Origin of the sequence: Cohnella cholangitidis (assembly GCF_014107495.1) — a bacterium.
Lineage (GTDB): Bacteria > Bacillota > Bacilli > Paenibacillales > Paenibacillaceae > Cohnella > Cohnella cholangitidis.
Genome location: NZ_CP041969.1, coordinates 2451678 through 2475200, shown reverse-complemented (window position 1 = coordinate 2475200; position 23523 = coordinate 2451678). Strand labels below are relative to the sequence as shown.

Annotated in this window: 26 protein-coding genes, 2 pseudogenes and 1 riboswitch; of the genes and pseudogenes, 25 read left to right on the top strand and 3 right to left on the bottom strand. The window is 52.9% G+C overall.

All coding sequences use genetic code 11. The features are described from left to right. Positions 1–40: 40 nt before the first annotated feature. The 5 genes from ychF to prmC all read left to right on the top strand — a co-directional run bounded on the left by ychF (position 41) and on the right by prmC (position 4572). Positions 41–1141 (top strand): redox-regulated ATPase YchF, encoded by a 1101-nt coding sequence (gene ychF, locus FPL14_RS11760; protein ID WP_182303114.1) that lies wholly within the window; start codon positions 41–43, stop codon positions 1139–1141. Between the two features lie 173 nt (positions 1142–1314). Further along, positions 1315–1992, top strand: coding sequence for a stalk domain-containing protein (locus FPL14_RS11755; protein ID WP_182303113.1), 678 nt, complete (start codon positions 1315–1317; stop codon positions 1990–1992). Then, on the top strand, positions 1986–2432 hold the full coding sequence (locus tag FPL14_RS11750) for a hypothetical protein (RefSeq protein WP_182303112.1): 447 nt from the start codon (positions 1986–1988) through the stop codon (positions 2430–2432). Before FPL14_RS11755 ends, FPL14_RS11750 begins: the two co-directional genes overlap by 7 nt. 146 nt (positions 2433–2578) lie before the next feature. Further along, a complete protein-coding gene (gene prfA, locus FPL14_RS11745) occupies positions 2579–3652 on the top strand; it encodes a peptide chain release factor 1 (protein ID WP_182303111.1) in 1074 nt (357 codons plus the stop codon). Positions 3653–3669: 17 nt separating this feature from the next. After that, a complete protein-coding gene (gene prmC, locus FPL14_RS11740; RefSeq protein WP_229263880.1) occupies positions 3670–4572 on the top strand; it encodes a peptide chain release factor N(5)-glutamine methyltransferase in 903 nt (300 codons plus the stop codon). Positions 4573–4625: 53 nt separating this feature from the next. On the opposite strand, the gene FPL14_RS11735 is transcribed toward prmC, so the two are convergent. Both FPL14_RS11735 and FPL14_RS11730 read right to left on the bottom strand, forming a co-directional pair. After that, positions 4626–5000: a hypothetical protein gene (locus FPL14_RS11735; protein ID WP_182303110.1), complete on the bottom strand. Its 375-nt coding sequence runs from the start codon at positions 4998–5000 to the stop codon at positions 4626–4628. A gap of 80 nt (positions 5001–5080) precedes the next feature. Continuing rightward, the gene (locus tag FPL14_RS11730; RefSeq protein WP_182303109.1) at positions 5081–5971 is read right to left on the bottom strand and encodes a LysR family transcriptional regulator; all 891 of its coding nucleotides are present in this window, start codon (positions 5969–5971) and stop codon (positions 5081–5083) included. A gap of 140 nt (positions 5972–6111) precedes the next feature. Between FPL14_RS11730 and thrC the strand changes: the two genes are divergently transcribed. The 7 genes from thrC to FPL14_RS11695 all read left to right on the top strand — a co-directional run bounded on the left by thrC (position 6112) and on the right by FPL14_RS11695 (position 12821). Continuing rightward, on the top strand, positions 6112–7344 hold the full coding sequence (thrC, locus tag FPL14_RS11725; protein ID WP_182303108.1) for a threonine synthase: 1233 nt from the start codon (positions 6112–6114) through the stop codon (positions 7342–7344). 95 nt (positions 7345–7439) lie between these two features. Continuing rightward, positions 7440–8120: a stage II sporulation protein R gene (locus tag FPL14_RS11720; RefSeq protein ID WP_182303107.1), complete on the top strand. Its 681-nt coding sequence runs from the start codon at positions 7440–7442 to the stop codon at positions 8118–8120. Positions 8121–8183: 63 nt separating this feature from the next. Continuing rightward, positions 8184–9278 (top strand): L-threonylcarbamoyladenylate synthase, encoded by a 1095-nt coding sequence (locus tag FPL14_RS11715; protein ID WP_229263879.1) that lies wholly within the window; start codon positions 8184–8186, stop codon positions 9276–9278. Between the two features lie 91 nt (positions 9279–9369). Continuing rightward, entirely contained in the window at positions 9370–9930 is a 561-nt protein-coding gene (locus FPL14_RS11710) for a manganese efflux pump MntP (protein ID WP_182303106.1), read from the top strand. Positions 9931–9991: 61 nt separating this feature from the next. Further along, positions 9992–10573, top strand: coding sequence for a low molecular weight protein arginine phosphatase (locus FPL14_RS11705; RefSeq protein ID WP_182303105.1), 582 nt, complete (start codon positions 9992–9994; stop codon positions 10571–10573). A 75-nt stretch (positions 10574–10648) separates the two neighbouring features. Continuing rightward, positions 10649–10731, top strand: a riboswitch (ZMP/ZTP riboswitch). A 195-nt stretch (positions 10732–10926) separates the two neighbouring features. After that, positions 10927–11478, top strand: a complete 552-nt coding sequence (locus FPL14_RS11700) for a TIGR01440 family protein (RefSeq protein WP_182303104.1) — start codon at positions 10927–10929, stop codon at positions 11476–11478. Positions 11479–11570: 92 nt separating this feature from the next. Beyond that, complete coding sequence (locus FPL14_RS11695) at positions 11571–12821, top strand: serine hydroxymethyltransferase (RefSeq protein WP_182303103.1); 1251 nt, start codon at positions 11571–11573, stop codon at positions 12819–12821. A 77-nt stretch (positions 12822–12898) separates the two neighbouring features. On the opposite strand, the gene FPL14_RS11690 is transcribed toward FPL14_RS11695, so the two are convergent. Continuing rightward, positions 12899–13192, bottom strand: coding sequence for an LSm family protein (locus FPL14_RS11690; protein ID WP_182303102.1), 294 nt, complete (start codon positions 13190–13192; stop codon positions 12899–12901). 228 nt (positions 13193–13420) lie between these two features. Here FPL14_RS11690 and upp point away from each other — a divergent pair, with 228 nt between their 5' ends. From upp to FPL14_RS11625, 13 genes and pseudogenes are all read left to right on the top strand, one after another. Next, the gene (gene upp / locus FPL14_RS11685; RefSeq protein ID WP_182303101.1) at positions 13421–14050 is read left to right on the top strand and encodes a uracil phosphoribosyltransferase; all 630 of its coding nucleotides are present in this window, start codon (positions 13421–13423) and stop codon (positions 14048–14050) included. 88 nt (positions 14051–14138) lie between these two features. Beyond that, the gene (gene wecB, locus FPL14_RS11680) at positions 14139–15260 is read left to right on the top strand and encodes a non-hydrolyzing UDP-N-acetylglucosamine 2-epimerase (protein ID WP_182303957.1); all 1122 of its coding nucleotides are present in this window, start codon (positions 14139–14141) and stop codon (positions 15258–15260) included. A gap of 289 nt (positions 15261–15549) precedes the next feature. Continuing rightward, complete coding sequence (locus FPL14_RS11675; protein ID WP_182303100.1) at positions 15550–15798, top strand: AtpZ/AtpI family protein; 249 nt, start codon at positions 15550–15552, stop codon at positions 15796–15798. Continuing rightward, complete coding sequence (locus FPL14_RS11670) at positions 15798–16205, top strand: ATP synthase subunit I (RefSeq protein ID WP_229263972.1); 408 nt, start codon at positions 15798–15800, stop codon at positions 16203–16205. Before FPL14_RS11675 ends, FPL14_RS11670 begins: the two co-directional genes overlap by 1 nt. Before the next feature lie 4 nt (positions 16206–16209). Further along, a complete protein-coding gene (gene atpB, locus FPL14_RS11665) occupies positions 16210–16977 on the top strand; it encodes a F0F1 ATP synthase subunit A (protein ID WP_182303098.1) in 768 nt (255 codons plus the stop codon). 38 nt (positions 16978–17015) lie between these two features. After that, positions 17016–17233, top strand: a pseudogene (gene atpE, locus FPL14_RS11660) (F0F1 ATP synthase subunit C). Between the two features lie 110 nt (positions 17234–17343). Beyond that, a complete protein-coding gene (gene atpF, locus FPL14_RS11655) occupies positions 17344–17829 on the top strand; it encodes a F0F1 ATP synthase subunit B (protein WP_182303097.1) in 486 nt (161 codons plus the stop codon). Continuing rightward, the gene (locus FPL14_RS11650) at positions 17826–18374 is read left to right on the top strand and encodes a F0F1 ATP synthase subunit delta (protein WP_182303096.1); all 549 of its coding nucleotides are present in this window, start codon (positions 17826–17828) and stop codon (positions 18372–18374) included. Before atpF ends, FPL14_RS11650 begins: the two co-directional genes overlap by 4 nt. Positions 18375–18419: 45 nt before the next feature. After that, positions 18420–19933, top strand: a pseudogene (gene atpA, locus FPL14_RS11645) (F0F1 ATP synthase subunit alpha). Positions 19934–20015: 82 nt separating this feature from the next. Further along, complete coding sequence (atpG, locus tag FPL14_RS11640) at positions 20016–20876, top strand: ATP synthase F1 subunit gamma (RefSeq protein ID WP_324617900.1); 861 nt, start codon at positions 20016–20018, stop codon at positions 20874–20876. A gap of 114 nt (positions 20877–20990) precedes the next feature. After that, positions 20991–22409 (top strand): F0F1 ATP synthase subunit beta, encoded by a 1419-nt coding sequence (gene atpD, locus FPL14_RS11635; protein WP_182303095.1) that lies wholly within the window; start codon positions 20991–20993, stop codon positions 22407–22409. 27 nt (positions 22410–22436) lie between these two features. Then, entirely contained in the window at positions 22437–22838 is a 402-nt protein-coding gene (locus FPL14_RS11630; protein WP_182303094.1) for a F0F1 ATP synthase subunit epsilon, read from the top strand. A 126-nt stretch (positions 22839–22964) separates the two neighbouring features. Next, the gene (locus FPL14_RS11625) at positions 22965–23399 is read left to right on the top strand and encodes a Dps family protein (protein ID WP_182303093.1); all 435 of its coding nucleotides are present in this window, start codon (positions 22965–22967) and stop codon (positions 23397–23399) included. Positions 23400–23523: the final 124 nt, after the last annotated feature.

The following is a 23523-nucleotide window of genomic DNA, read 5'->3' as shown; positions in this document are numbered from 1 at the left end:
GAGGCCGCGATCGCAAGAAGTCAGGAGTGTGTGTTGGATCATGGCATTATCGTGCGGAATCGTCGGACTGCCCAACGTGGGCAAGTCGACCTTGTTTAATGCAATAACTCAAGCGGGAGCGGAGATGGCTAACTATCCGTTCTGCACCATCGATCCGAACGTCGGCGTCGTCGAAGTGCCGGATGAGCGTCTTCAGAAGCTAGCGGATATCGTGAATCCGAACAGAATCGTTCCTACCGCGTTCGAATTCGTGGACATTGCCGGACTGGTTAAGGGCGCAAGCCGCGGAGAAGGACTCGGCAATAAATTTCTCGCTAACATCCGCGAAGTCGATGCGATCGTTCACGTCGTTCGTTGCTTCCAGGATGAGAATATTACCCATGTATCGGGCAAAATCGATCCGATCAACGACATCGAAGTGATCAATCTGGAATTGATCCTTACGGACATCGATTCGATCGAGAAACGAATGGAGCGCACGCGCAAAGGCCTTAAGGGCGGCGACAAGAAAGTGGCCGAAGAGCTTGAGGTTCTGCAACGCATGCACGAGGCGTTAACCGCCGAGAAACCGGCTAGAAGCGTGGAATTGACGAACGAAGAAAAGCTGCTTATCCGCGATTTGCACCTTCTTACGATGAAACCGGTGCTTTACGCAGCGAACGTAAGCGAGAGCGAAGCGGCAAACGCGGACGGCAATCCTTACGTCCAGAAGGTCCGCGAATTCGCGGCGGCGGAAGGTTCCGAAGTCGTATATATCAGCGCGAAGGTAGAGTCGGAGATCGCCGAGCTTGAGGGCGAAGACAAAGCGTTATTTTTCGAAGAGCTGGGTTTGACCGAGTCGGGTCTGGATCGTCTTATTCGCGCTTCTTATAAGCTGCTTGGCTTGTATACCTATTTTACGGCAGGCGTGCAAGAGGTTCGCGCCTGGACGATTCGCAAAGGAACGAAAGCTCCGCAAGCGGCGGCAGTCATTCATACGGACTTCGAACGGGGTTTCATTCGCGCGGAGGTTGTATCTTACGAGGATTTGACGACCAGCGGTTCGATGAAGGCGGCCAAAGAAAAAGGGCTTACGCGTCTGGAAGGCAAAGAGTACGTAGTTGCGGACGGCGACGTTATGCATTTCCTTTTCAACGTATAAAAGGCAATCGAAGAAGCAACTTAGCAGGGGGTTCCTGCTCGGTTGCTTCTTTTTTTCGCGCGGCGAGCCTCTGGTGAAACCTTTCCGAGATTCATGTCGTCTGTGACACTGACTGCGCAAGCATCAATATTTCCCAGCCTAGAACAGGCACAATTCGGAAAGGGGTAATTCACATGCAAAGGAAAAAATTATTGGTCCTAGCCACCGCAGTGGGGCTGCTTGGAACGAGCGCCGTCGTAGGCGCAAACGGGTTAGTCAGCAAAGTAGCGGGAGTGTTGAATAAAGAGGTCGTCGTATCCGTGGACGGAGCGGACACGGCTCTGCATCCGGTCTACATCGATGGGAAGGCTTATTTGCCGGCTCGCGACCTCGCGGGTGCGTTAGGCTATAACTTGAGCTGGAACTCGAAAGGCAAAGAAATCGAAATCAATTCGAAGGATGAGCAGGCCGTGGAGTATATGCGGATGTTGGGCGTCGTCGTCGACGTGAAACAAACGGACGATGGGAGCTATCGGATCGAGCTGCTCGGGAAAGGCGACGACAGGTGGATGATTCTCTACGCGGATAAGGATACGGTGTTGACGGATGAGAGCGGCAAACCTGCGGCTGCCGCGGATCTGAAAGCGGGCACGCGCATCACCGCCGAGTTCGGTCCGGTCGTGGCCATGAGTTATCCGGGGCAATCGCACGCGCATAGTATCATCGTAGGAAGCGAAACGCTCGTGAAGGAAGATGTCATTCAGACGGTCGAGAAGACGGACGACGGTTGGCAGGTTACTTTCGGAGAGACGAAAGACGGCGCTGCGGTTCCGACTCTTAAGCTGACTGCGGCAAGGAAACTAGCGTGTTGACGGCCCAAGGCGAATCGGTCGCGTTCGGCGACCTGAAAGCGGGGGACAAAGTTCGTGCCTATTATGGCCCGATTATGACTAAGAGCCTTCCGCCTCAGAGTCCTCTGCATTACCTTGTCGTGTTGAACGCTCCGGAGAAGCTTGCGCCCGCGGAAATCCAAGAGTACCGCGAGATCGCCTGGAAGAGCGTGCCGGAAAGCGATAAGTCGCATCTGACGACGAAGAAGGACGAGGCGCAGGTCTCGGTGATCGAATCCAAAGATATCCGATTATTGGGTACTCCGGAAGGGCAAGCGAAGAAGCTGGAAGAAATCCAGGCGGCGAACGGCAAATTGGTCGAGGTAACGTATAACACGGATCAAGATGCGTTGCTAGGGCCGCTGAAGCTCGTATTGGACCCGGAGTCGAAAGCGTTCCTCGGTTTTTTCATCCGGAAGTAAGGGATTTAATCAATAATTAGGCAGTACGGCAAGAGACGATTCCCGCATGGAGGGGCTCGTCTCTTTGTTGTTTATTCCAGTCCCGCACGGAACGACTCGAGTGTGGTATAATGTTCACAATTACAAGCAACGGAGGATGAGGAACAGTGTTAGACCGTCTGCAAATCCTTGCGGATCGATATGAGAAGCTTAACGAATTATTAAGCGATCCCGACGTGGTAAGCGACTCGGCTCGGTTACGGACTTATGCCAAAGAGCAGTCCGGACTTGAGGAAGCATACCGCGCTTATGAAGAATACAAGCAAGTGTTAACGCAATTGCAGGATGCCAAAGCCATGCAGGAAGAAAAACTGGACGACGAAATGCGCGAGATGGTGAAAATGGAGATCGAAGAGCTCGATAGCCGCCGTATCGAGCTCGAAGAGAGAGTACGTTTTCTACTGTTGCCTAAAGATCCGAACGACGGCAAAGACATTATCGTGGAGATCCGCGGAGCCGCCGGCGGGGAAGAAGCGAATCTCTTCGCTGCGGAGCTATATCGCATGTATGCCAAATTCGCGGATAGCCAGGGCTGGCGCACGGAAATGCTCGAATCCAGCGTGAGCGATTTGGGCGGGTTCAAAGAAGTTATTTTCACGGTTAGCGGTTCGGACGCTTATCGCAAAATGAAGTACGAAAGCGGTGCCCACCGCGTTCAACGGGTTCCGGAGACAGAGTCCGGCGGACGGATCCATACTTCGACTTCTACGGTCGTCGTCATGCCCGAAGCGGAAGAGCTGGACATCGTCATTCATGATAAAGATATCCGCGTGGATACGTTCTGTTCTAGCGGAGCCGGCGGACAGTCCGTTAATACGACGAAATCGGCCGTTCGCGTTACTCATGTGCCTACGGGAATCGTAGCGACGTGCCAAGACGGCAAATCGCAAAACGACAACAAAGACAAGGCGCTGCAAGTATTGCGTACGCGCATCATGGATGTTAAACGCCAAGAGGAAGAAGCTAAATATTCCGGCGAGCGTCGCGAGAAGATCGGAACGGGAGACCGGAGCGAACGGATTCGCACTTATAACTTCCCGCAAAGCCGGGTAACGGACCATCGGATAGGCTTGACCCTACACCGCCTGGAATACGTTCTGAACGGCGATATGGAAGAGATCGTTCAGGCGTTGACGCTTGCCGAGCAAGCGGAAATTCTTGAACGCGAACAGATGAAGTAAGCAAGGAGGCGCTTGGCGTGGCGTTGGAACGCAAGCCCGAGCCTGTGACGTTAAGCGATGCTTGGCGGCAGGGCGCGGAACAATTACGGCAAGCGGGAGTCGAAGAAGCGGACGCTGATGCGGAGCTTCTTCTTCTTTATTTGCTGGGGATCGGCAAGGCGACGTTGTTAAGGGATTGGCGCGACCCTTTTCCCGATGGGAAGAGGGAGGCTTGGGGAGAACTGTTGGCTCGTAGAGCAACGGGAGTGCCCGTTCAATATGTAATCGGGGAGCAATACTTTTACGGCAGAGCCTTCGATGTGTCGGAGGCGGTGCTTATCCCGCGCCCGGAGACGGAATTGTTGGCTGAAGCCGTGCTTGAGATAGCCGATCGGTTATGGGCGCCGCAGCTATCGGAAGCTCCCGTGGCATTAGACGTTGGAACGGGGAGCGGCATCCTTGCGGTGACTTTGGCCGCGGAGCGTCCGAAGTGGCGGATGATCGCGTCCGACCTATCGGGAGATGCGCTAGGAATGGCAAGGCGCAATGCCGAGAAGCATGGCGTTGGATCACGCATCGACTTTGTTCTAGGGGACTTGTTATCTCCATTCATTGGCGATAACGGATACGCTGAAGTGGATGTGCTCGTTTCCAATCCGCCGTATATCCCGTCCTCGGATATTCCGGGTCTGCAACGAGAGGTCCGGGAGCATGAGCCGCATCTTGCTCTGGACGGCGGGGAGGATGGGTTGAATCCTTACCGGCTTATGGCTGGCCAGCTATCGGAACTGAAGCGTTTGCCGCGACTTGTCGCATGGGAAGTCGGTGCCGGACAAGCCGCGGACGTAGCGGAGCTGCTTCGCTCCGTGTCGGACTGGGACGAGATCCGTTACGTCAAAGACTACGCGGGGATTGACCGTCATGTAATAGCCGTCAAATAAAACGAAGACCGCAGCCTCCAAACCGGAGCTTTGCGGTCTTCTTATTATATGAGTTAGATTGGCTTGGGAAGCCGACTCCTTGCGGTTTGTTCCAGAAGAGACATGGCGATTTCGCCTAAGAGAATTTCGTGTCGTTCTTGTTTTTGCTTCGAACCGGCGACTTCTTCCTTGATTCCCGCAACTTCGCCTTTGATTTCAGTGACCTCTTCCTTGATCGTTCCGACGGTATCGAATGTCATGTCCATTCGTTGTTCTAACCGTTCGGTCCGGGCATCGATCTGGTCGACTTTGATTTCCAGCCTGTTCATGCTGAGTTTTAAACTTCCTACATCTTCTTTAAGCCCGCGAATGTCCTGTTTCATTTCCGTCATGCCGGTCTGCAGTCCGTTCACAACATCCAGAATTCGGTGCAGGATCGTTTGTTCCACGTTCTGGCCTCCTCGCCCGTATCAATAATAGGATTGACCGGTGCTTCCGGATCTTAATTGTATGTTAGCACAAGGCGGAATTAGACGTCTATCTCCATATCTTGCAGTTCAAGGAAACGTCGGGCGCAAGGTTGCAACGGTTCTTTGCGTTGGTAGAGACAAACCGGGTTTGTCAGTTTAACGTCACTGACGTAAATTCTGCATAATGTCCCTCGTTCAACTTCATCCCGAGCTTCCAAAGCGGATAAAAAGGCGATGCCATACCCGTTCGTTACGACGCGAATGAGTTCGCTAAAACCGTTCATTTGCAATCCGATAGCAGGCGATTCCAATTGATGGAGTCGGCATACGGCAAGCAGTTGTTCCCTCGAATAACTGCCTTGTTCCCGATAGACGAACGACTCCTTCACCACTTCGGCCAGCACGGTTTCTCTGGACGCCAACCGGTGATCCTTATGCGCGACAAACCACATTTCGTCTTCCCGCCATAACGTGCTCGCCAGATCGTGGCGGGGCTGCTGGCTTCCCCCGATCAGAGCGATATCGGCTTCGTAGCGCAGCAGCAGTTGGATCGCGTTTATCGAGCTGGTCGTGGTGAATTGAACATCAACGCCCGGATATTTGCGTTTGTAGCTTGCGATCCAGCGTGGCAGCAGGTAGTTGGCCGGAAGATAGGTCGCCGCGATTTGGAGCTTCCCCGTACGCCCTTGCTTATAATCTTCTAGAGTTCTCTCGATACTTCGTTCCAGCGCAAATAGCCTTACCGCTTCTTCGGCCAGCTTGGTTCCAACATCCGTCAGTACAACTCCTCTGCCATGAGCGGTCACCAGCTGCAACCCAAGATCGCGTTCCAATTTCTTGATCTGCGAAGTGACGGCCGGTTGGCTAATGTTCAACTGCTCTGCAGCCTTCGTTACGCTGCCTAGCTCCGCGACGCGGTGGAATAAACGTAATGCATGCAGGTTTAACATGGCTTCCGCCTTCTCTCGATTGATAAATAATGCTTATGATAATCAAATCTTAATATATTAGATCTATTAAACGTTCTCCCCTATTCTAAGCTTACATCGAAATGATAAGCAACGAATTTACGGAAGGGACGGGATGGAAGATGAAAATCGTATGTTACGACTGCGGCAAAGCGCAAGTCGAATCCGCTTTCGATTATCAATGCCAATGCGGCGGGTTGTTAGAGGTGGTTCATGACTTCGCTAATGTGGATGCGGAAGAGTTGAAGCAAGCGTTTCGCCAGAGGCTCGCGGAACGGATGAGTCCCTATGCGAGCGGGGTTTGGCGCTATAAGGAGCTGATCTATCCGGAGCTGCCGGAGGAGGCTATCGTAACGAAGTACGAAGGGAACACCGGACTTTACGAGTCCGAGTTGATCCGCCAATCGCTTGGGATCCGTAAACTGTGGCTGAAAGCGCAAAGCGAGAATCCGAGCGGCTCGTTCAAAGACAACGGGATGGCGGTCGCGGTTTCCCATGGGAGAATGCTCGGGTATAACCGTTTCACCTGCACGTCGACGGGCAACACTTCCTCCTCGTTAGCGATGTACGCGGCATGGGCGGGTTGCGAATCGGTCGTGCTAGTTCCGAGCGATCAAATTTCGCTCAACAAAGTGCTGCAAACGCTGGCCTACGGGGCAAAGGTCGTTCAATTCGACGGAACTTACGATGACGGGATCCGATTTTACAAGCAACATGGCAAAGAACTAGGTTTATATATTTGCAATTCGATTAATCCATTGCGGATCGAGGGGCAGAAGAGCATCGTATATGAAATGGCGCAAAACTTGAGATGGGAATTGCCCGATTGGATCGTCATACCCGGAGGGGCGCTTAGTAACGTTACCGCATTAGGTAAAGGCTTGCGAGATCTTCTGGAGCTTGGATTCATCGAGAAGCTTCCTCGAGTAGCGTTAGTTCAAGCGGAAGGGGCAAGTCCTTTTCACAAGTTAATGTCGAGCGGGGAGCAAGAGCTTGTTCCGGTAATGCAGCCCTCAACGATCGCGTCCGCGATGAATATCGGTCATCCTCCAAGCTGGAGAAAGGCCCGAGAGTTTCTGAAGAGCTGCGACGGGATCACCTGTTCCGTAACGGACGAGGAAATCATGGAAGCGAAAGCGCTCGTCGATCGAAGCGGAATCGGATGCGAACCGGCATCGGCGGCGACGGTCGCGGGATTGCGCAAGCTTATGGCGGAGCGGAAAATAGGGCGGGAGGAGTCGGCGGTCTGCATCCTCACGGGAAATCTACTGAAGGATACCGACGTTCTGCGGAAATACGACCATGGCATCGTATCCTCCCCTCTCGCTCTTGAATCTTTGAAGAGTTTGGTTTGATAGGTTTATAGAATAGAAATCCGGACATAATGATGGCTAAGACGTTCCGGAACGCATAGCGCTGCACCGACGGGTGCCTCAAGGAGCGAGAATCTATGCGTAATAGCCATCATTCCCTGTCATCTTTTTACTATTGGGCAAGCAAAATCATTCTAGCGGCTTTCGTATTTATCATAGGAATATCCACGCTTATCGGGCGGATTGCTTCCGCTAATACGGGCGATTCGGACAAGTTGATTCCCGAAGACGCCATTCGTATTCGCATTATCGCCAACTCCAATAATCAATCGGATCAAGCTCTCAAAAACAAAGTGCGGGACAAGGTCGCCGTCTATATCGAATCGTGGGGCGGCATGCCCTCGACTTACGATGAAGCGCATCGTCTGATCCGGAAGCGCGTGCCGCAAATTCAGAAGCGCGTAGATGCGATGTTGGTCGAAGCCGGGGTATCTTACGGCGCCGAAGTCGAGCTTGCGAAAGTTCCGTTCCCGGAAAAAGTTTTCGACGGGAACGAGTATGCGGCGGGCGACTACGAAGCGTTACGTATTACACTCGGCGAAGGAGGCGGGAACAACTGGTGGTGCGTCCTGTTTCCGCCGCTTTGCTTAACGGCCGCTACGGCTAAGGATGATCAAGCTTCTTCCGGAGAAGTCTCGACGCTAGCCTCCGCCGGCAAAGCGATCAACGGTTCCCCGGAGGAAGAACCGAAGGCGAAGTTTTTTTTATGGGAAGTTCTTCAGAAGTTGTTCGCGTTCATCGCCGCTTTGTTCTCTTAAGGGTGTGCTATAATAACGGAAACGAGGCAGACGTGCTGCCTGCACGCATAGAGGAATGCGAGGATGGAACAGGACATGACGGTTACGACGAAATATTGGGCTGCGCAGCAAACGCAGACGGGGGTTACGGAAGCCGCCGCGGCACTCGCCGCTGGCGGCGTTGTTGCATTCCCGACGGAGACGGTGTACGGGCTTGGCGGGGACGCTCGAAGCACGGCGGCGGTTGAACGGATATTCTCCGCCAAAGGGCGGCCTTCGGACAACCCGCTCATCGTGCATCTCGCGCACGGCGAGGAAGTCTATAGCTTGGCGGAGCGAGTCAACGAAGTGGAACGGGTTCTAATGGCAACTTTCTGGCCGGGGCCGTTAACGTTGGTGCTTCCCTTGAGAGCCGGCGCCGTATCGCCTTTAGTTACGGCAGGCCTGGACACGGTAGCCGTGAGGGTTCCCGCGCATGAGCTTGCTAGGTCGCTAATCCAGCGATCGGGTTGTCCCCTCGCGGCGCCGAGCGCGAATCGTTCAGGTCGGCCTAGTCCGACGCAAGCGCGCCATGTCATGGAGGATCTGAACGGGCGGATTGACGGGGTGCTCGACGGCGGCGCAACCGGGGTTGGATTGGAATCGACGGTTGTTCGGGTTGTGGAAGGGAAAGTTCATATTCTACGTCCGGGAGGAGTGACCAGAGAGCAGTTGCAATCGGCGGTCGGGTCGACGGCGGACGTCCTCTCGCCTAAGGATTCGAACTCCCAAGCGGAAGCCGAATCGGTGAATCATACCGAGCGAGCTCCGCGTTCTCCGGGGGTCAAATATACGCATTACGCCCCTAAAGGAGAAATGCTGCTTATCGCCGGTCCATTAGATAAAATAGTCCCCGCCGTGCAGGAGAAAATCGACGAAGCCGTTCGGAAGGGGCTCAGAGTAGCGGTTATTAGCTGCACGGAGCATGCTTCGGTTTATCGGGCGGAAACGGTGCTGGACTGCGGACCGTATCGCAACCCTGAACGGGCGGCGCATTCCTTGTACGCCCTCTTGCGCGAATGCGATGAGAGAAGCATTGATTTCATCGTGGCCGAAGGCTATCCGGAAGAAGGCATCGGAGCCGCGCTGATGAATCGGATGCGCAAAGCGGCCGGCGGACGCGAATTAACCGTCTCATAACGGTTAACCCTAAAGTTTCCCCCTTTTGCATGTTCCCTATCTTGTCCGCATATGTTGGGAAGAGGACAAGGGATCGCAAGGGGGATTGGCAATGTTCGACGTGTCCGCATCAACCGGGCAACTGTTAACCATACTCGTCATGGCGGTCGCCTTGGGCATGGATGCATTCTCTTTGGGAGTCGGGATCGGCTTGAAAGGGGTTCGGCTTTACGATATTTTGAAATTAAGCACGATTATTGCCATATTTCACGTGCTAATGCCTCTTGGCGGGATGGTGACGGGACAGTACGTAAGCGGACTGCTGGGCGGAATCGCGACTTCCGTAGCGGGGGCTCTGCTTCTGCTGTTGGGCGGTCACATGGTGTATAGTTCGCTCCGAGGGGAATCGGTCGATTCGTTCGACCATCGCACCGTTTGGGGGATGCTCGTATTTTCTTTCAGCGTGAGCATAGATTCTTTTTCCGTCGGGGTATCCCTGGGCATGTTCTCCGCCCATGTTTGGCTGACCGTTCTAATGTTCGGTTTCTTCGGGGGATTGATGAGCGTGATGGGATTAATGCTGGGACGACGGGCAAGCCGATCATTAGGAGAATACGGAGAGGCGCTTGGCGGTGTTATTTTATTCGCGTTTGGTCTATTATTTCTAATATAGGTGAAAGTGTTAATGTTCCTATATGCGAGTTCAAAAAGTTAGGTTTTATGGGGGGGAGAAAATGAACCGGGTTTTGATCGTTTGTACAGGGAATACTTGCCGAAGCCCGATGGCCGAAGCGATACTTAAGGATCTAGCCGCACGGAACGGGAAGCCGATAGAGATTCGTTCGGCGGGAGTGGCTACCGCCGAAGGAATGCCCATTTCCCCCCATGCGGCGGCAACGCTGCGCAAACGGAATTTGGCGCTTCCCGGATCGTCCAGCGTATTGTCCGCGGATGAGGTGCTCTGGGCGAATTTAATTCTGACGATGACGGCGGGGCACAAACGGGCCATCCTGGAAAGGTTTCCCGAAGCCTTGTCCAAAACCTATACGCTTAAAGAATATGCCTTGCGCGGAGATCCCGTGATGGATGACGTGGCGGAAGCGGAAAGGCTGTATACGGAGTGGCAAGTCAGACAGGCGCTAGGCCAAAACTTGACTGCCGAGGAGCGAGAGCGATTGATCGAACTGCAGCGCAGAATTCCCGACTTCGATATCGCCGATCCGTTCGGAGGCCCGCTATCCTTGTACGAGCAGTGCGCCGACGAGATAGAGGATACCCTTATGGCGCTGGTCGAAAAGCTGGATAGGGATAGCTGATATTTCCAAATTCGCGAGCGAAAGAAGATAATTGATTTTTGTCGTTTCCTTAGGTATGATTAAGCTACAACTTCAAGGTTCCGATGTAACTGGCGACGACAAGTGGAGCATACCACGGTGGAGCATCGGAATGACGGCCGGTCGCCTGGGCAAAGAGCAACGTGCGTAAGCACGTCTGCTCTTTTTTGTCTTTATTCGTTCATGGGAGGCGATAAACCGGCGTACTCCGCCTGCCGCGAGTAAGCTGAACTGTTTGAGCTTGACCGATTCAGGTATAATAAATACCTGTATTGTCCTAGAGCGTTGTACTCGTTTAGGAAGAGCATGCGAGCTAGCCGTAAGGAGGTCTTGTCATGGCTCAGGATTCGCAATCCATAGCCGATCAAGTCGAGTTGTTGCTGAATGAACTCGTTGTTACCGGCGGAATTCGCGCCGGCCATCTGATCGTTCTGGGCGTAAGCACGAGCGAAGTGCAAGGTCGCCGGATCGGCACGTCGGGAGCGGAGACGGTGGCGGAACAGATTTACGAGGGCGTCCGAAGAGTTCGGGAGCCGCTCGGGTTCCATGTCGTCTGGCAATGCTGCGAGCATCTGAATCGCTCGCTGGTCGTCGAAAGAGCGGTCGCGGAAGCGCAAGGCTGGACCGAAGTGTCCGCGGTTCCCGTTCCGAAAGCGGGGGGTTCAATGGCCTCATACGCTTATCGTCAGTTGAAGGAACCGGTCTTGGTCGAAGCCGTGCAAGTACATGCCGGAATCGACATCGGAGAGACGATGATCGGGATGCACCTTCGTCCCGTAGCCGTCCCTTTAAGACCGACGATTCGTTCGATCGGGCAAGCCAGAGTAAATATGGCGATGACCCGTCCGAAATTGATCGGAGCGCGCGTGCCGTATACTCGGCGGTAGAAGAGCGTTCGGCCGCCGATTTGCTTGAAGTTCCACCGAAGTCCTGTGATTAAAGAACCAACCATCATATACAATCGGGAGGATTCACGACTATGTTAGAAAATTTACGTAAGCAAGATCCGGAAATCGTCAAATCCCTTAACTTGGAATTGAAACGCCAACGCGATAATATCGAGTTGATCGCTTCAGAGAATATCGTTAGCGAAGCGGTTCTGGAAACGATGGGTACCGTACTGACCAACAAATACGCCGAAGGCTATCCGGGCAAACGTTACTACGGCGGATGCGAGTACGTGGATATCCCTGAACAAATCGCGCGCGACCGCGCTAAGGAATTGTTCGGAGCCGAGCATGCCAACGTTCAACCTCACTCCGGCGCGCAAGCGAACTTGGCCGTTTACTTGGCCGTATTGAAACCGGGCGATACCGTTCTGGGCATGAACCTTGCGCACGGCGGACATCTCACGCACGGCAATCCGGCGAACGCGTCCGGCTTGCTGTACAACTTCGTGGCATACGGCGTAGACGATCAAACGTTCACGATCGATTACGACGAAGTTCGCAAAGCGGCGTTCAAACATCGTCCTCGCTTGATCGTTGCGGGCGCTTCCGCTTACCCGCGCACGATCGATTTCGAAAAAATGGCTAAAATCGCTAACGACGTTGGCGCGCTCTTCATGGTCGACATGGCTCACATCGCGGGTCTTGTGGCCGGAGGAGAACATCCAAGCCCGGTACCGCATGCCCACTTCGTAACGACGACTACGCACAAAACGCTTCGCGGTCCTCGCGGCGGTATGATCCTGTGCCGTCAACCATGGGCTGCGGCAATAGACAAAGCGGTGTTCCCCGGAACGCAAGGCGGTCCGCTGATGCATATTATCGCGGCTAAAGCGGTAGCGCTTGGAGAAGCTCTTCAGCCTTCGTTCAAGGAATATGCCCGCAATGTCGTCGTGAATGCCAAAGCGCTGGCCGAAGCTCTAGTTGCCGAAGGATTGAACCTTGTATCCGGCGGCACGGACAACCATCTGATGCTGATCGACACGCGCAACTTGAACATTACGGGTAAAGAAGCGGAGCACGTGTTGGATTCCGTAGCTATTACCGTTAACAAGAACGCGATTCCATTCGACCCTACAAGCCCGTTCGTAACAAGCGGAATCCGCGTAGGTACTCCTGCCGTAACGACTCGCGGCATGGGACCTGAAGCGATGAAGACGATCGCCAAAGTGATCGCTCTGACGTTGAAAAACCCGAAAGACGAAGCGACTCTCGACAAAGCTCGCGGATTGGTTGCCGAATTGACCGCTCAATACCCTTTGTACCCAACGTTGGAGTACTAAGATAGAAACCGAACAAACCGGAACCCCTTAACTGGGTTTCCGGTTTGTTTGGTTATGATCGTCGAATAGACGCCGAGCTAGATCAATAGCGTGATGACAAGCAGCTCATACAATACCAACGTTAGAATCGCATTGGAAGCGTAGGGGCCGAAAAAGCGCGCGTCCCCGGTCATGAGATGCAAATAAGAGTGGTCCGAGCCGACCACGACTCCTTCGTACGTATGGCCGTCCAGCGTTTGGACGCGGACCGGGCGGTTCATGCATTGACCGCACGCGCCGGCTAGTTTCTGGCGCGTTTTGCGAACTTGTTCGGACCATTGGCTGTCTGCTTTATAGATCTGGTTAGGGTTATCGACGGTACGGGCTTGCATAGGCATTCCTCCTAAGGATATCTGTTACATGCTATGCGTTAGCCCAGCAATGGGTGCCTACTTGGCGAAACGGAACTAGCTCGCTTTCGACGAAAATCGAGGACCTTCAACGGATGTTATGCACCTGTTCGGAGACAATGATATAATGTACGGGCAAGCTACATAGGATAGCGGCCGGCAACCCGCAACTTGCGCCTTGTCGGCTCGTAGAAGAAAGGGTAGAAACTAATGGGACGTCTCGTCATATGCGATCATCCGTTGATCCAGCACAAAGTCACGTTCATTCGCGACAAAATGACAAATACGAAGCAATTCCGCGAGCTAGTCGATGAAGTGGCTATGCTTATGGCTTACGAAATAACGAGGGATGTTCCGCTTTCTACGGTCAAAGTAGAGACGCCGGTCCAAGTGGCGGAAGGAAAAGTGATCGCGGGCAGAATGATGGGATTGATACCGATCTTGCGCGCGGGGCTCGGCATGGTGGACGGCGTATTGAAAATCATTCCTTCGGCCAAGGTCGGACATATCGGATTATACCGCGACCACGAGACGCTGCAGCCTGTCGAATATTACTGCAGCTTGCCTTCCGACGTCGCCGAGAGGGAATTGATCGTCATCGATCCGATGCTCGCGACGGGCGGATCGGCGAACGCGGCGATCTCCATGTTGAAGAACAAAGGTTGCAAACCGACGAAACTAATGTGTCTGATTGCAGCGCCGGAAGGCGTTAAAGCGGTTCAGGAGCAACATCCCGATATCGATATTTACTTGGCTGCTTTAGATGAAAAGTTAAACGACCATGGCTATATCGTTCCGGGCCTCGGCGATGCCGGCGACCGACTTTACGGAACGAAATGAGATAAGGTTCAAAAAGTCGGGTTTCAGATGACTTTTTGAACTGCCTCTATAAGGAGAGAAGACCGAAGTGAGCGATAAAATCAAAGTCATGACCATATTCGGGGTGCGACCCGAGGCGATCAAGATGGCGCCGTTAATATTGGAATTGCAAAAGTACCCCGATCAGATCCAGCCGATCGTATGCGTAACCGCCCAGCATCGTCAGATGCTTGATCAAGTGCTGGAGGTATTCGACATCAAGCCGGATTACGATCTGGACATCATGCAGGCTAGCCAAACGTTGAACGACATCTCCATTCGCGTCCTTCAAGGGCTGGAGCCGGTATTAAAAGAAGCGAAGCCGGATCTCGTGCTCGTTCACGGGGATACGTTGACGACGTTCCTCGCAAGCTATGCTTCCTTTATGCAACAAATCAAAGTCGGGCACGTGGAAGCCGGCTTGCGGACGTGGAACAAGCTGTCTCCTTATCCCGAGGAGATGAACCGCCAATTGACGGGAGTAATCGCGGATCTGCATTTCGCGCCGACCGACTGGTCGGCGGGCAATCTTCGCAAGGAGAACAAAAGCGAGGAGCAAATCTACATTACCGGCAATACGGTCACGGATGTGTTCCAATATACGGTGAAGCCGGACTTCACCCATCCTGTACTGGATTGGGCGGAGGGCAAGCGATTGGTTCTCATGACGGCTCACCGCCGCGAGTCTCAAGGCGAACCCCACCGTCAGATTTTCCGGGCGGTGAAACGGATCGCCGACGAGTTCGAGGATATCGCGATCGTCTATCCCGTTCATCCTAGTCCGGCCGTAAGGGAGCCGGCTCAGGAAATACTCGGCAACCACCCGCGCATTAAGCTCATTGATCCGCTTGACGTGGTCGAGTTGCATAATTTCTATCCTCATACTCATTTGATTCTGACCGATTCCGGCGGTTTGCAGGAAGAAGCGCCTTCCTACGGCGTCCCGGTTCTCGTGCTTCGCGATACGACGGAGCGTCCGGAAGGGATCGAAGCGGGAACGTTAGAGCTTGTCGGCACGGAGGAAGACGACGTTTACGACCGTGCGCGGGCATTGCTCGGCGACCAAGATCTGTATGCCCGGATGAGCCAAGCGGCCAATCCGTACGGCGACGGACAAGCTTCGAAACGAATCGCCGCGGCGATCCTCCATCATTTCGGCCGCGCGGCTCGGCCGGAACCGTTCGCGCGGTAAAAATGCCGGCGTAAGTAATGGAAGAAATGGTACAGGTTGCCAGTGGTTTTGGGGGCATGTTCAAACCATAACGGTTGAACGTACAGCATACAGCGGAACTGTATGGTTTGAAAGTCCGGGAACACTTGATAAATAAGGATTCGTGACTGCGTTGTTCACATAATGTTTGATTTTCGATCAATTGACAAAGGTTATCGTCGAACGATACAATATAACGGGAACATGGGAAGAAAGGGCTTACTTATTCCTTTTTTTACTGCCCATGCAGCGTCAAAGGAGCGACAAATCCATGACGGAAACTCCACGTAAACCTGATTTGCCTCAAGACGAGAATCCTTGGAAGGCCGCTGGCCTTGTAACGGGTTTGGGAGTGGAGCTTGCGGTATGCATCGGTCTCGGCTGGTGGCTGGGAACGTTGTATGATGACCGGAATGGCACTAGCTATGGGTATTTGACCGGAGTGGTGATCGGACTGGTAGCCGGTATTGGGTCGGCCGTGGCGCTGATCCGGAAATATACGGGGGCTGGAAGACCGTGATGGACGATTTGCCTGCTTTACTGAGACGTACTACGCGCATTGCTTTCTTTTTTTTGTCTATTGGTTGTATCGGTTGGGCAATCTGGCCGGATTACAAGCCAATCTTCGGCGGATTCATGCTCGGTGTGATCGGCGGTTTGCTAAGCTCTTATCACTTGGCTTGGAAAGCGACGCGCATCGGCCATCAAGCTGCCGCCGGCTACAAAAGCAGAATGGGATTCGGATTCGTATCCCGCGCAGCCATCGGGGTGGCTGCTGCCATTGTTTCCGTCAGGGTGATGGGTTTTAATCTCCCGGCGACGGCGGCAGGAATATTAGCCTTACCGTTGGTGACACTGTTACTGGGTTTGTTCGCCATTCGCCGTCTTCAGGACGGACAGTCCACTGACGAAAGGGGTGAAAAATGACAAAATGGAACATTTAGTACCTCTTATTGAGATCGGCGGAATAAAGTTCGACTTAGCCGCAATTATGATGGTCGTAATTTCGTGTCTTGTCGTGTTCATTCTTGCTCGATTAGCCGTGCGTAACTTGTCGGTCGAGAATCCCGGCAAGCTGCAGAACTTCATGGAATGGGTCGTTGAGTTCGTTCAAGGGATTATCGGACAGAACATGGATTGGAAGAAAGGCAAGCCGTATCTCGCGCTTGGCTTGACGCTTATTCTGTACATCTTCGTCTCCAACATGCTAGGCCTTCCGTTCAGCATCATCACGGAAGCGCATGGCAACCATATCCCGACCGTGTTCGGGAAGGAGTTAATCGTAGAGGGCGAACACGAGCACTTGGCTTGGGCTTGGTGGAAGTCGCCGACAGCCGACGCGGCCATGACAATGGCGCTGGCGTTGATCGTCATCGTACTATCCCACGTACAAGGTTTGCGCCACAACACGAAACACTACCTGAAGCACTACACGCACAATCCGAATCTCGTGTTCTTGCCGATTCACTTGATCGAGATCGTATCCAAACCTTTAACGCTCGGTTTGCGTCTCTTCGGTAATATTTTTGCCGGCGAGGTTATGATCGGAGTTATTCTTGGAATGGGCTGGATCGGTATTCCGGCGATGCTCGTGTGGCAAGGATTCAGTATTTTCGTAGGTGCGATTCAAGCGTTTGTATTCACGATGCTGACTATGGTTTACATCTCGCAGTCCATCGTTCATGAAGAAGATCACTAAATAAAACAAACCCAATTATTTTGAGGAGGATTTACACAATGGAACTTTATGGATTGATTGGAGCAGGTCTTGTATTTGGTCTTGGTGCACTCGGCGCAGGTATCGGTAACGGTTTGATCTTCAGCAAAACGGTAGAAGGAATTTCCCGTCAACCAGAACTTCGCGGTACGCTTACAGCGACTGCATTTATCGGGGTAGTCTCGTTGAGGCTATGCCTATCATCTCCCTCGTACTTGCATTCATGTGGTCTGCGTAAGAATCAACTTTAAGGAAACGTAAGGCGCGGAGTCGGATTTGCCTCCACGCCTTCCTTTTGCAGTTAATGCACGAAGCTTGAATTAAGCCGTGTGAAAGGAGTGTAGATCGGTGACAATTACTTGGTCCAACTTTTTTATCCAATTAGTATCCTTCGCCATCTTGTTCTGGCTCTTGTCACGCTTCGCGTTCAAACCATTGTTCGGGGTTATGGAGAAGCGCCGTCAGCTCGTTCAAGAACAAATGGAGAACGCTCAGACTAACCGCACCGAAGCGGAGCGGTTGATCGAAGAGCAAAAACAAGCGCTACAACAAGCTCGCAAAGAAGCTCACGATATTATCGAGCAAGCTAGAACGACGGGTTCCAGACAAGCGGACGAAATCGTTCAGGCTGCGCGCAATGAATCTAACCGTATCAAAGAAGAAGCGGTACGCGAGATCGAAGCCGAGAAGAACAAAGCGGTTGCAGCATTGAAAGCTCAGGTCAGCGGACTGTCCGTCCTGATCGCTTCCAAAATCATTGAGAAACAAGTTGACGAGCAATCCCAGAAGCAACTCGTTGATCAATACCTGCAAGACGTAGGGAATAAGTCATGAGCCGCGGTACGGTAGTGGCCAAACGGTATGCTAAAGCGTTGTTTCAATTGGCGCAGCAAAAAGGGCTCGTAGCCGAGACCGAAGCGCAATTGGGCCTGATCGTTACAGTCGTGGAGAGCAACGCCGAAGTTCGCGCGTTCCTTACGGCTCCTAACATCACGCTTGAAGCAAAAAGACAAACGCTTGTTCAAGCTTTCGGAGCGGAAGCTTCGCCGATTATCCTTAATCTCGTCAGCCTCCTGATCGAGCGCGGACGCGAGGGCGAGTTGGCAGCCGTGTTGGCTGCTTACAAGCAAGTCGCGGGCGACGTTCTTGGCCGCGCGGATGCCTATGTTACCTCTTCTAGACCGCTTAGCGAGGAAGAGAAAACGAAGTTGGCAGAGAAATTCGGAGCTTTGATCGGCAAAACGATTCGGGTAACGAACACCGTTAACCCTGAATTGCTTGGAGGACTGACTGTCCGTATCGGCGATACGCTGTACGACGGAAGCCTCAAAGGCAAGTTGGAACGATTGGATAAGGCGCTGCACTCGGCAGCGATTTAATTTTAACAATACCATTAGTAAGCAATGGAGACAGGGGTGAACGAATTGAGTATTAAGCCCGAAGAAATCAGCACGCTGATTAAGCAACAGATTGAGCAATATCAATCCGATATTCAAGTCGTTGACGTAGGCACCGTCATCCAGGTTGGTGACGGAATTGCACTCGTACATGGCTTGGAAAAATGTATGGCAGGGGAATTGCTCGAATTCTCCAACGGCGTAGTGGGCATGGCCCTCAACCTCGAAGAAGACAATGTCGGCGTCGTCATCATGGGACCTTTCAAAGGAATCCGTGAAGGAGACCAAGTGAAAAGAACCGGCCGCATCATGGAAGTTCCGGTCGGCGAACAGTTGCTCGGACGCGTAGTTAACGCGCTCGGACAACCAGTAGACGGCAATGGTCCGATCAACACGACGGAAACTCGTCCTGTTGAATCTCCGGCACCGGGCGTTATGGATCGTAAATCGGTTCATGAGCCGATGCAAACCGGTATTAAAGCAATCGATGCCATGATTCCGGTAGCCGCGGCCAACGGGAATTGATCATCGGCGACCGCCAAACCGGTAAAACGACGATCGCGATCGATACGATCGTTAACCAAAAAGGCAACGGAGTTATTTGTATCTACGTTGCAATCGGACAAAAGCAATCGACCGTGCGTGGCGTTGTCGAGACACTACGTAAACACGGCGCTCTCGAATACACGATCGTCGTAACGGCTAGCGCATCCGAACCAGCTCCTCTCTTGTATCTTGCGCCTTATACGGGCTGCTCGATGGGCGAGCACTTCATGTACAACGGCAAGCACGTTCTGATCATCTACGATGATCTGACCAAACAAGCTGCCGCATACCGTGAGCTTTCCTTGTTGCTCCGTCGTCCTCCGGGCCGCGAAGCATATCCTGGTGACGTATTCTATCTACACTCCCGTCTACTTGAGCGCTCCGCGAAGCTGAGCGACGAAAAAGGCGCAGGTTCCATGACCGCGTTGCCATTCATCGAAACTCAAGCGGGTGACGTCTCCGCATATATCCCGACCAACGTTATCTCGATTACCGATGGTCAAATCTTCCTGGAATCGGATCTGTTCTACTCTGGACAACGTCCGGCGGTTAACGTCGGTATTTCCGTATCCCGTGTAGGTAGCTCCGCTCAGATCAAAGCGATGAAGAAGGTTGCGGGTACTCTGAAAACCGACCTTGCTCAATATCGCGAGTTGGCTGCGTTCGCGCAATTCGGCTCTGATCTCGATAAAGTAACGAAATCGCGTTTGGATCGCGGTATCCGTACGCTTGAAATTCTTAAACAAGGCGTTAACCAGCCGCTTGCTGTTGAACGCCAAGTAGTTTCCTTGTACATCGTAACCAAAGGACACGTCGATACGATTCCTGTTCAGGACGTTCGCCGTTTCGAAGCGGAGTTCTTGGCTTACGTTGATGCAAACCGTCCTGAAATCTTCAGCTCGATCCGCGAAACGAAAGATCTGACTCCTGAAACGGATAAAGCTCTGGTAGATGCGATCGCGGCGTTCAAGAAGGGCTTTGCCGTAACGGCTTAAGCCCGAATACTTGGCTTTGAACGTAACATAAGCTTGAGCCGGGTTTGCCTCGGGCAAGCCTGGCAATAAGGTGGTGAAACGATTGGCTAAAGGGATGCGCGAAATTAAGCGCTCGATTCGAAGCAAGCAAAGTACGAAACAAATCACGAAGGCGATGGAAATGGTCGCGGCTTCTAAGCTTAGAAGAGCCCAGGAAGCGGCTGTCGCCGCTCGCCCTTATACGGATAAGCTGAAAGAGGTCGTATCCAGCATCGCTTCCGCGGCTGGAAGCAGCAAGCATCCAATGCTGCTCACCCGTCCGATCAAAAGAACGGCGTATTTGGTCATTACTTCGGATCGCGGTCTTGCCGGGGGTTATAACGCAAATATCCTCCGTAAAGTGCTGCTGACGATCAAAGAAAATCACCAATCGCAGGATGAGTACGCCGTTTTCGTTATCGGACGCAAAGGACGCGACTTCTTCGCACGCCGCGACATTCCTCTTGTGGGTGAAGTGACGGGGTTATCCGACTCTCCTAAGTTCTCGGATATCAAAGATATCGCGGCTCAAGCGGTACAGGGCTTCGAATCCGGTAAGTACGACGAGCTTTACTTGGCATATAACAAATTCAATAACGCGATATCGCAAGAGCCAACGCTCAAGCGGGTACTTCCTCTGGGCGAGATCCAAGCCGGAAGCGACAAAGCGGATTACGAATATGAGCCTTCTGCCGAAGAGGTGCTCAACGTGCTGTTGCCGAAATACGCGGAAACGCTTGTGTTCAGCGCGTTACTCGAGGGTAAAGCGAGCGAATTCGGAGCACGGATGACGGCAATGGGCAATGCGACGAAAAACGCGACGAAGATGATCGCGGATTTGACGCTCACGTACAACCGTGCGCGGCAAGCGGCAATCACCCAAGAAATCGCGGAAATCGTCGGCGGAGCGAATGCACAGCAATAAAATTAGTGACGGTTGATCTCAAGCCCCGACGGGGAGAGAGTTTAATTGTATCGTAACGATCAACCGTAGACGCCATAGGCGCTACTCGTCGATCGTACAATAGGAGGTAAAACCATGAGCAAAGGGCGCGTTGTTCAGGTACTGGGACCGGTTGTCGATATCGAATTCGACCATGGCCATCTGCCTGACATACTCAATGCGATCAAAATTGTAGCAAAAGCGGAAAACGCCGGCGCACGCGATATCGACCTTACGGTAGAAGTCGCGCAGCATCTTGGCGATAACCTGGTACGCGCGGTAGCAATGTCCTCCACTGACGGTCTCGTTAGAGGCACGGAAGCGGTTGACCTTGGTATCCCGATCACGATCCCGGTTGGACCTGCGACTCTAGGCCGCGTGTTTAACGTATTGGGCGATTCGATCGACGGTAAAGGCGAAGTAGACCGTACTCACGTGAACCCGATTCACCGTGCGGCTCCAACTTTCGAAGAACTGACAACCCAGACGGAAATGCTGGAGACGGGAATCAAAGTCGTTGACTTGCTGGCTCCTTACACCAAGGGCGGTAAAATCGGTCTGTTCGGCGGTGCCGGCGTAGGTAAAACGGTACTGATGCAAGAGCTTATTCACAACATCGCTTCCGAGCATGGCGGTATTTCCGTATTCGCCGGCGTAGGCGAGCGTACTCGTGAAGGGAACGACTTGTACCATGAGATGACGGAATCCGGCGTTATCGCCAAGCTGGCGATGGTATTCGGTCAAATGAACGAGCCTCCGGGCGCGCGTATGCGCGTTGCCTTGACGGGCCTTACGATGGCGGAATACTTCCGCGATCAAGAAGGTAAAGACGTTCTTCTGTTCGTCGACAACATCTTCCGCTTCACGCAAGCGGGCTCCGAGGTTTCCGCATTGCTCGGACGGATGCCTTCCGCGGTAGGTTACCAACCTACGTTGGCTACCGAGATGGGTCAGCTTCAAGAGCGTATCACTTCTACGAAAAAAGGTTCCGTAACGTCGATCCAAGCGATCTACGTTCCTGCGGATGACTACACGGATCCAGCTCCTGCTACGGCGTTCGCGCATCTTGACGCGACGACGAACTTGGACCGGAATATCGCTGCGATGGGGATTTTCCCGGCGGTTGATCCTCTAGCTTCCTCTTCCCGGATTTTGGCTCCGGAAGTAGTAGGCGATGAGCATTATACTGTTGCTCAAGGCGTGAAAAAAGTTCTTCAAAAATATAAAGAACTTCAAGATATCATCGCGATTCTAGGTATGGATGAGCTGTCGGAGGAAGACAAACAAGTCGTTCACCGCGCGCGTCGCCTGCAATTGTTCCTGTCTCAGCCGCTTCACGTAGCCGAGGCGTTCAACGGAATTCCGGGCGTATATGCTCCGATTAAAGAAACGATCCGTAGCTTTAAGGAGATCCTCGAAGGTAAACATGACGATCTTCCGGAACCGGCTTTCCATAATGTCGGCATTATCGAGGAAGCGATCGAGAAAGCGAAGAAACTCGCTGCTGCGGTTTAATACAGCCGCCGGTTTGGAGGGAACGATATGAGTACCTTACGGTTAGAGATCGTAACTCCGGAGCGAAAGGTTTACGAGAAAGACGTGAACATGGTCGTCGTCAAAGGAGTGGGCGGTGAGCTGGGTATCCTGCCGCATCACATTCCTTTGGTGACTCCATTGAAGGTTGCTCCGGTTAAAGCCAAGATCGGCAATACGAACGAGTTTATTGCTGTTCACGGCGGATTCATGGAAGTGCGCAAAGACAAAGTGGTTATCCTCGCGGAAGCTGCCGAGCTGGGAACGGACATCGATGTGTCCCGTGCCCGTTTGGCTAAGGAACGCGCGGAACGCCGTCTTGCGCAGAAGCAAGCCGATATTAACGCACAACGCGCGGAACTCGCGCTTGCGCGTGCCATCAGCCGGATTGAAACCGCTGGCGGAGAGTAGTAAATATTGCAACGATCGCCTTCTACCGGATCTTATGATCCGATAGAAGGCGATTTTTTTTGTTTCTTATAAAGCTCGGAAGGGTAATCAGTAAAGGAGAAGTCGATTCGTACAGGAGGGATTTGCATGAGTAAATTGAACGACGAACTGAATATCCAAGTGTCGAATTGGTCGGTACTTTACATTAAGCTGCATCACTTTCATTGGTACGTAAAAGGACCCCATTTCCCGGTGTTGCATGCCAAGTTCGAGGAGTTGTACGAACTGGCGGCTCTCAAGCTGGACGAGCTGGCGGAAAGGATACTTGCTATCGAAGGCAAGCCGGTGTCCACGATGAAGGAATTTTTGTCCCTGGCCACGATCAAAGAAGCGGATAAGTCGAAAACAGAGAACGACATGTTGTCCGCGACGATCGCCGATCTGCAGGAGCTTATTCAAGGGTTGGAAAAAGCGGCGGAGCTGGCGGAAGAAGCCAAAGACCCGGCGACGTCCGATTTGGTTGTCGGACAGGTGGAAGAGTTGCAGAAGCAAGTGTGGATGCTGAAATCGACGCTTGGATAGAGTAGCGCAAGGATTAGCGGTTGGAAGAACCGTCGCGGGGAATATACGCGGCGGTTCTTATGCGTGTCCGCGACTTTTTAGTACTTATAAGCAAAACTAATGAGCTTCCAATGAAAACGCTATT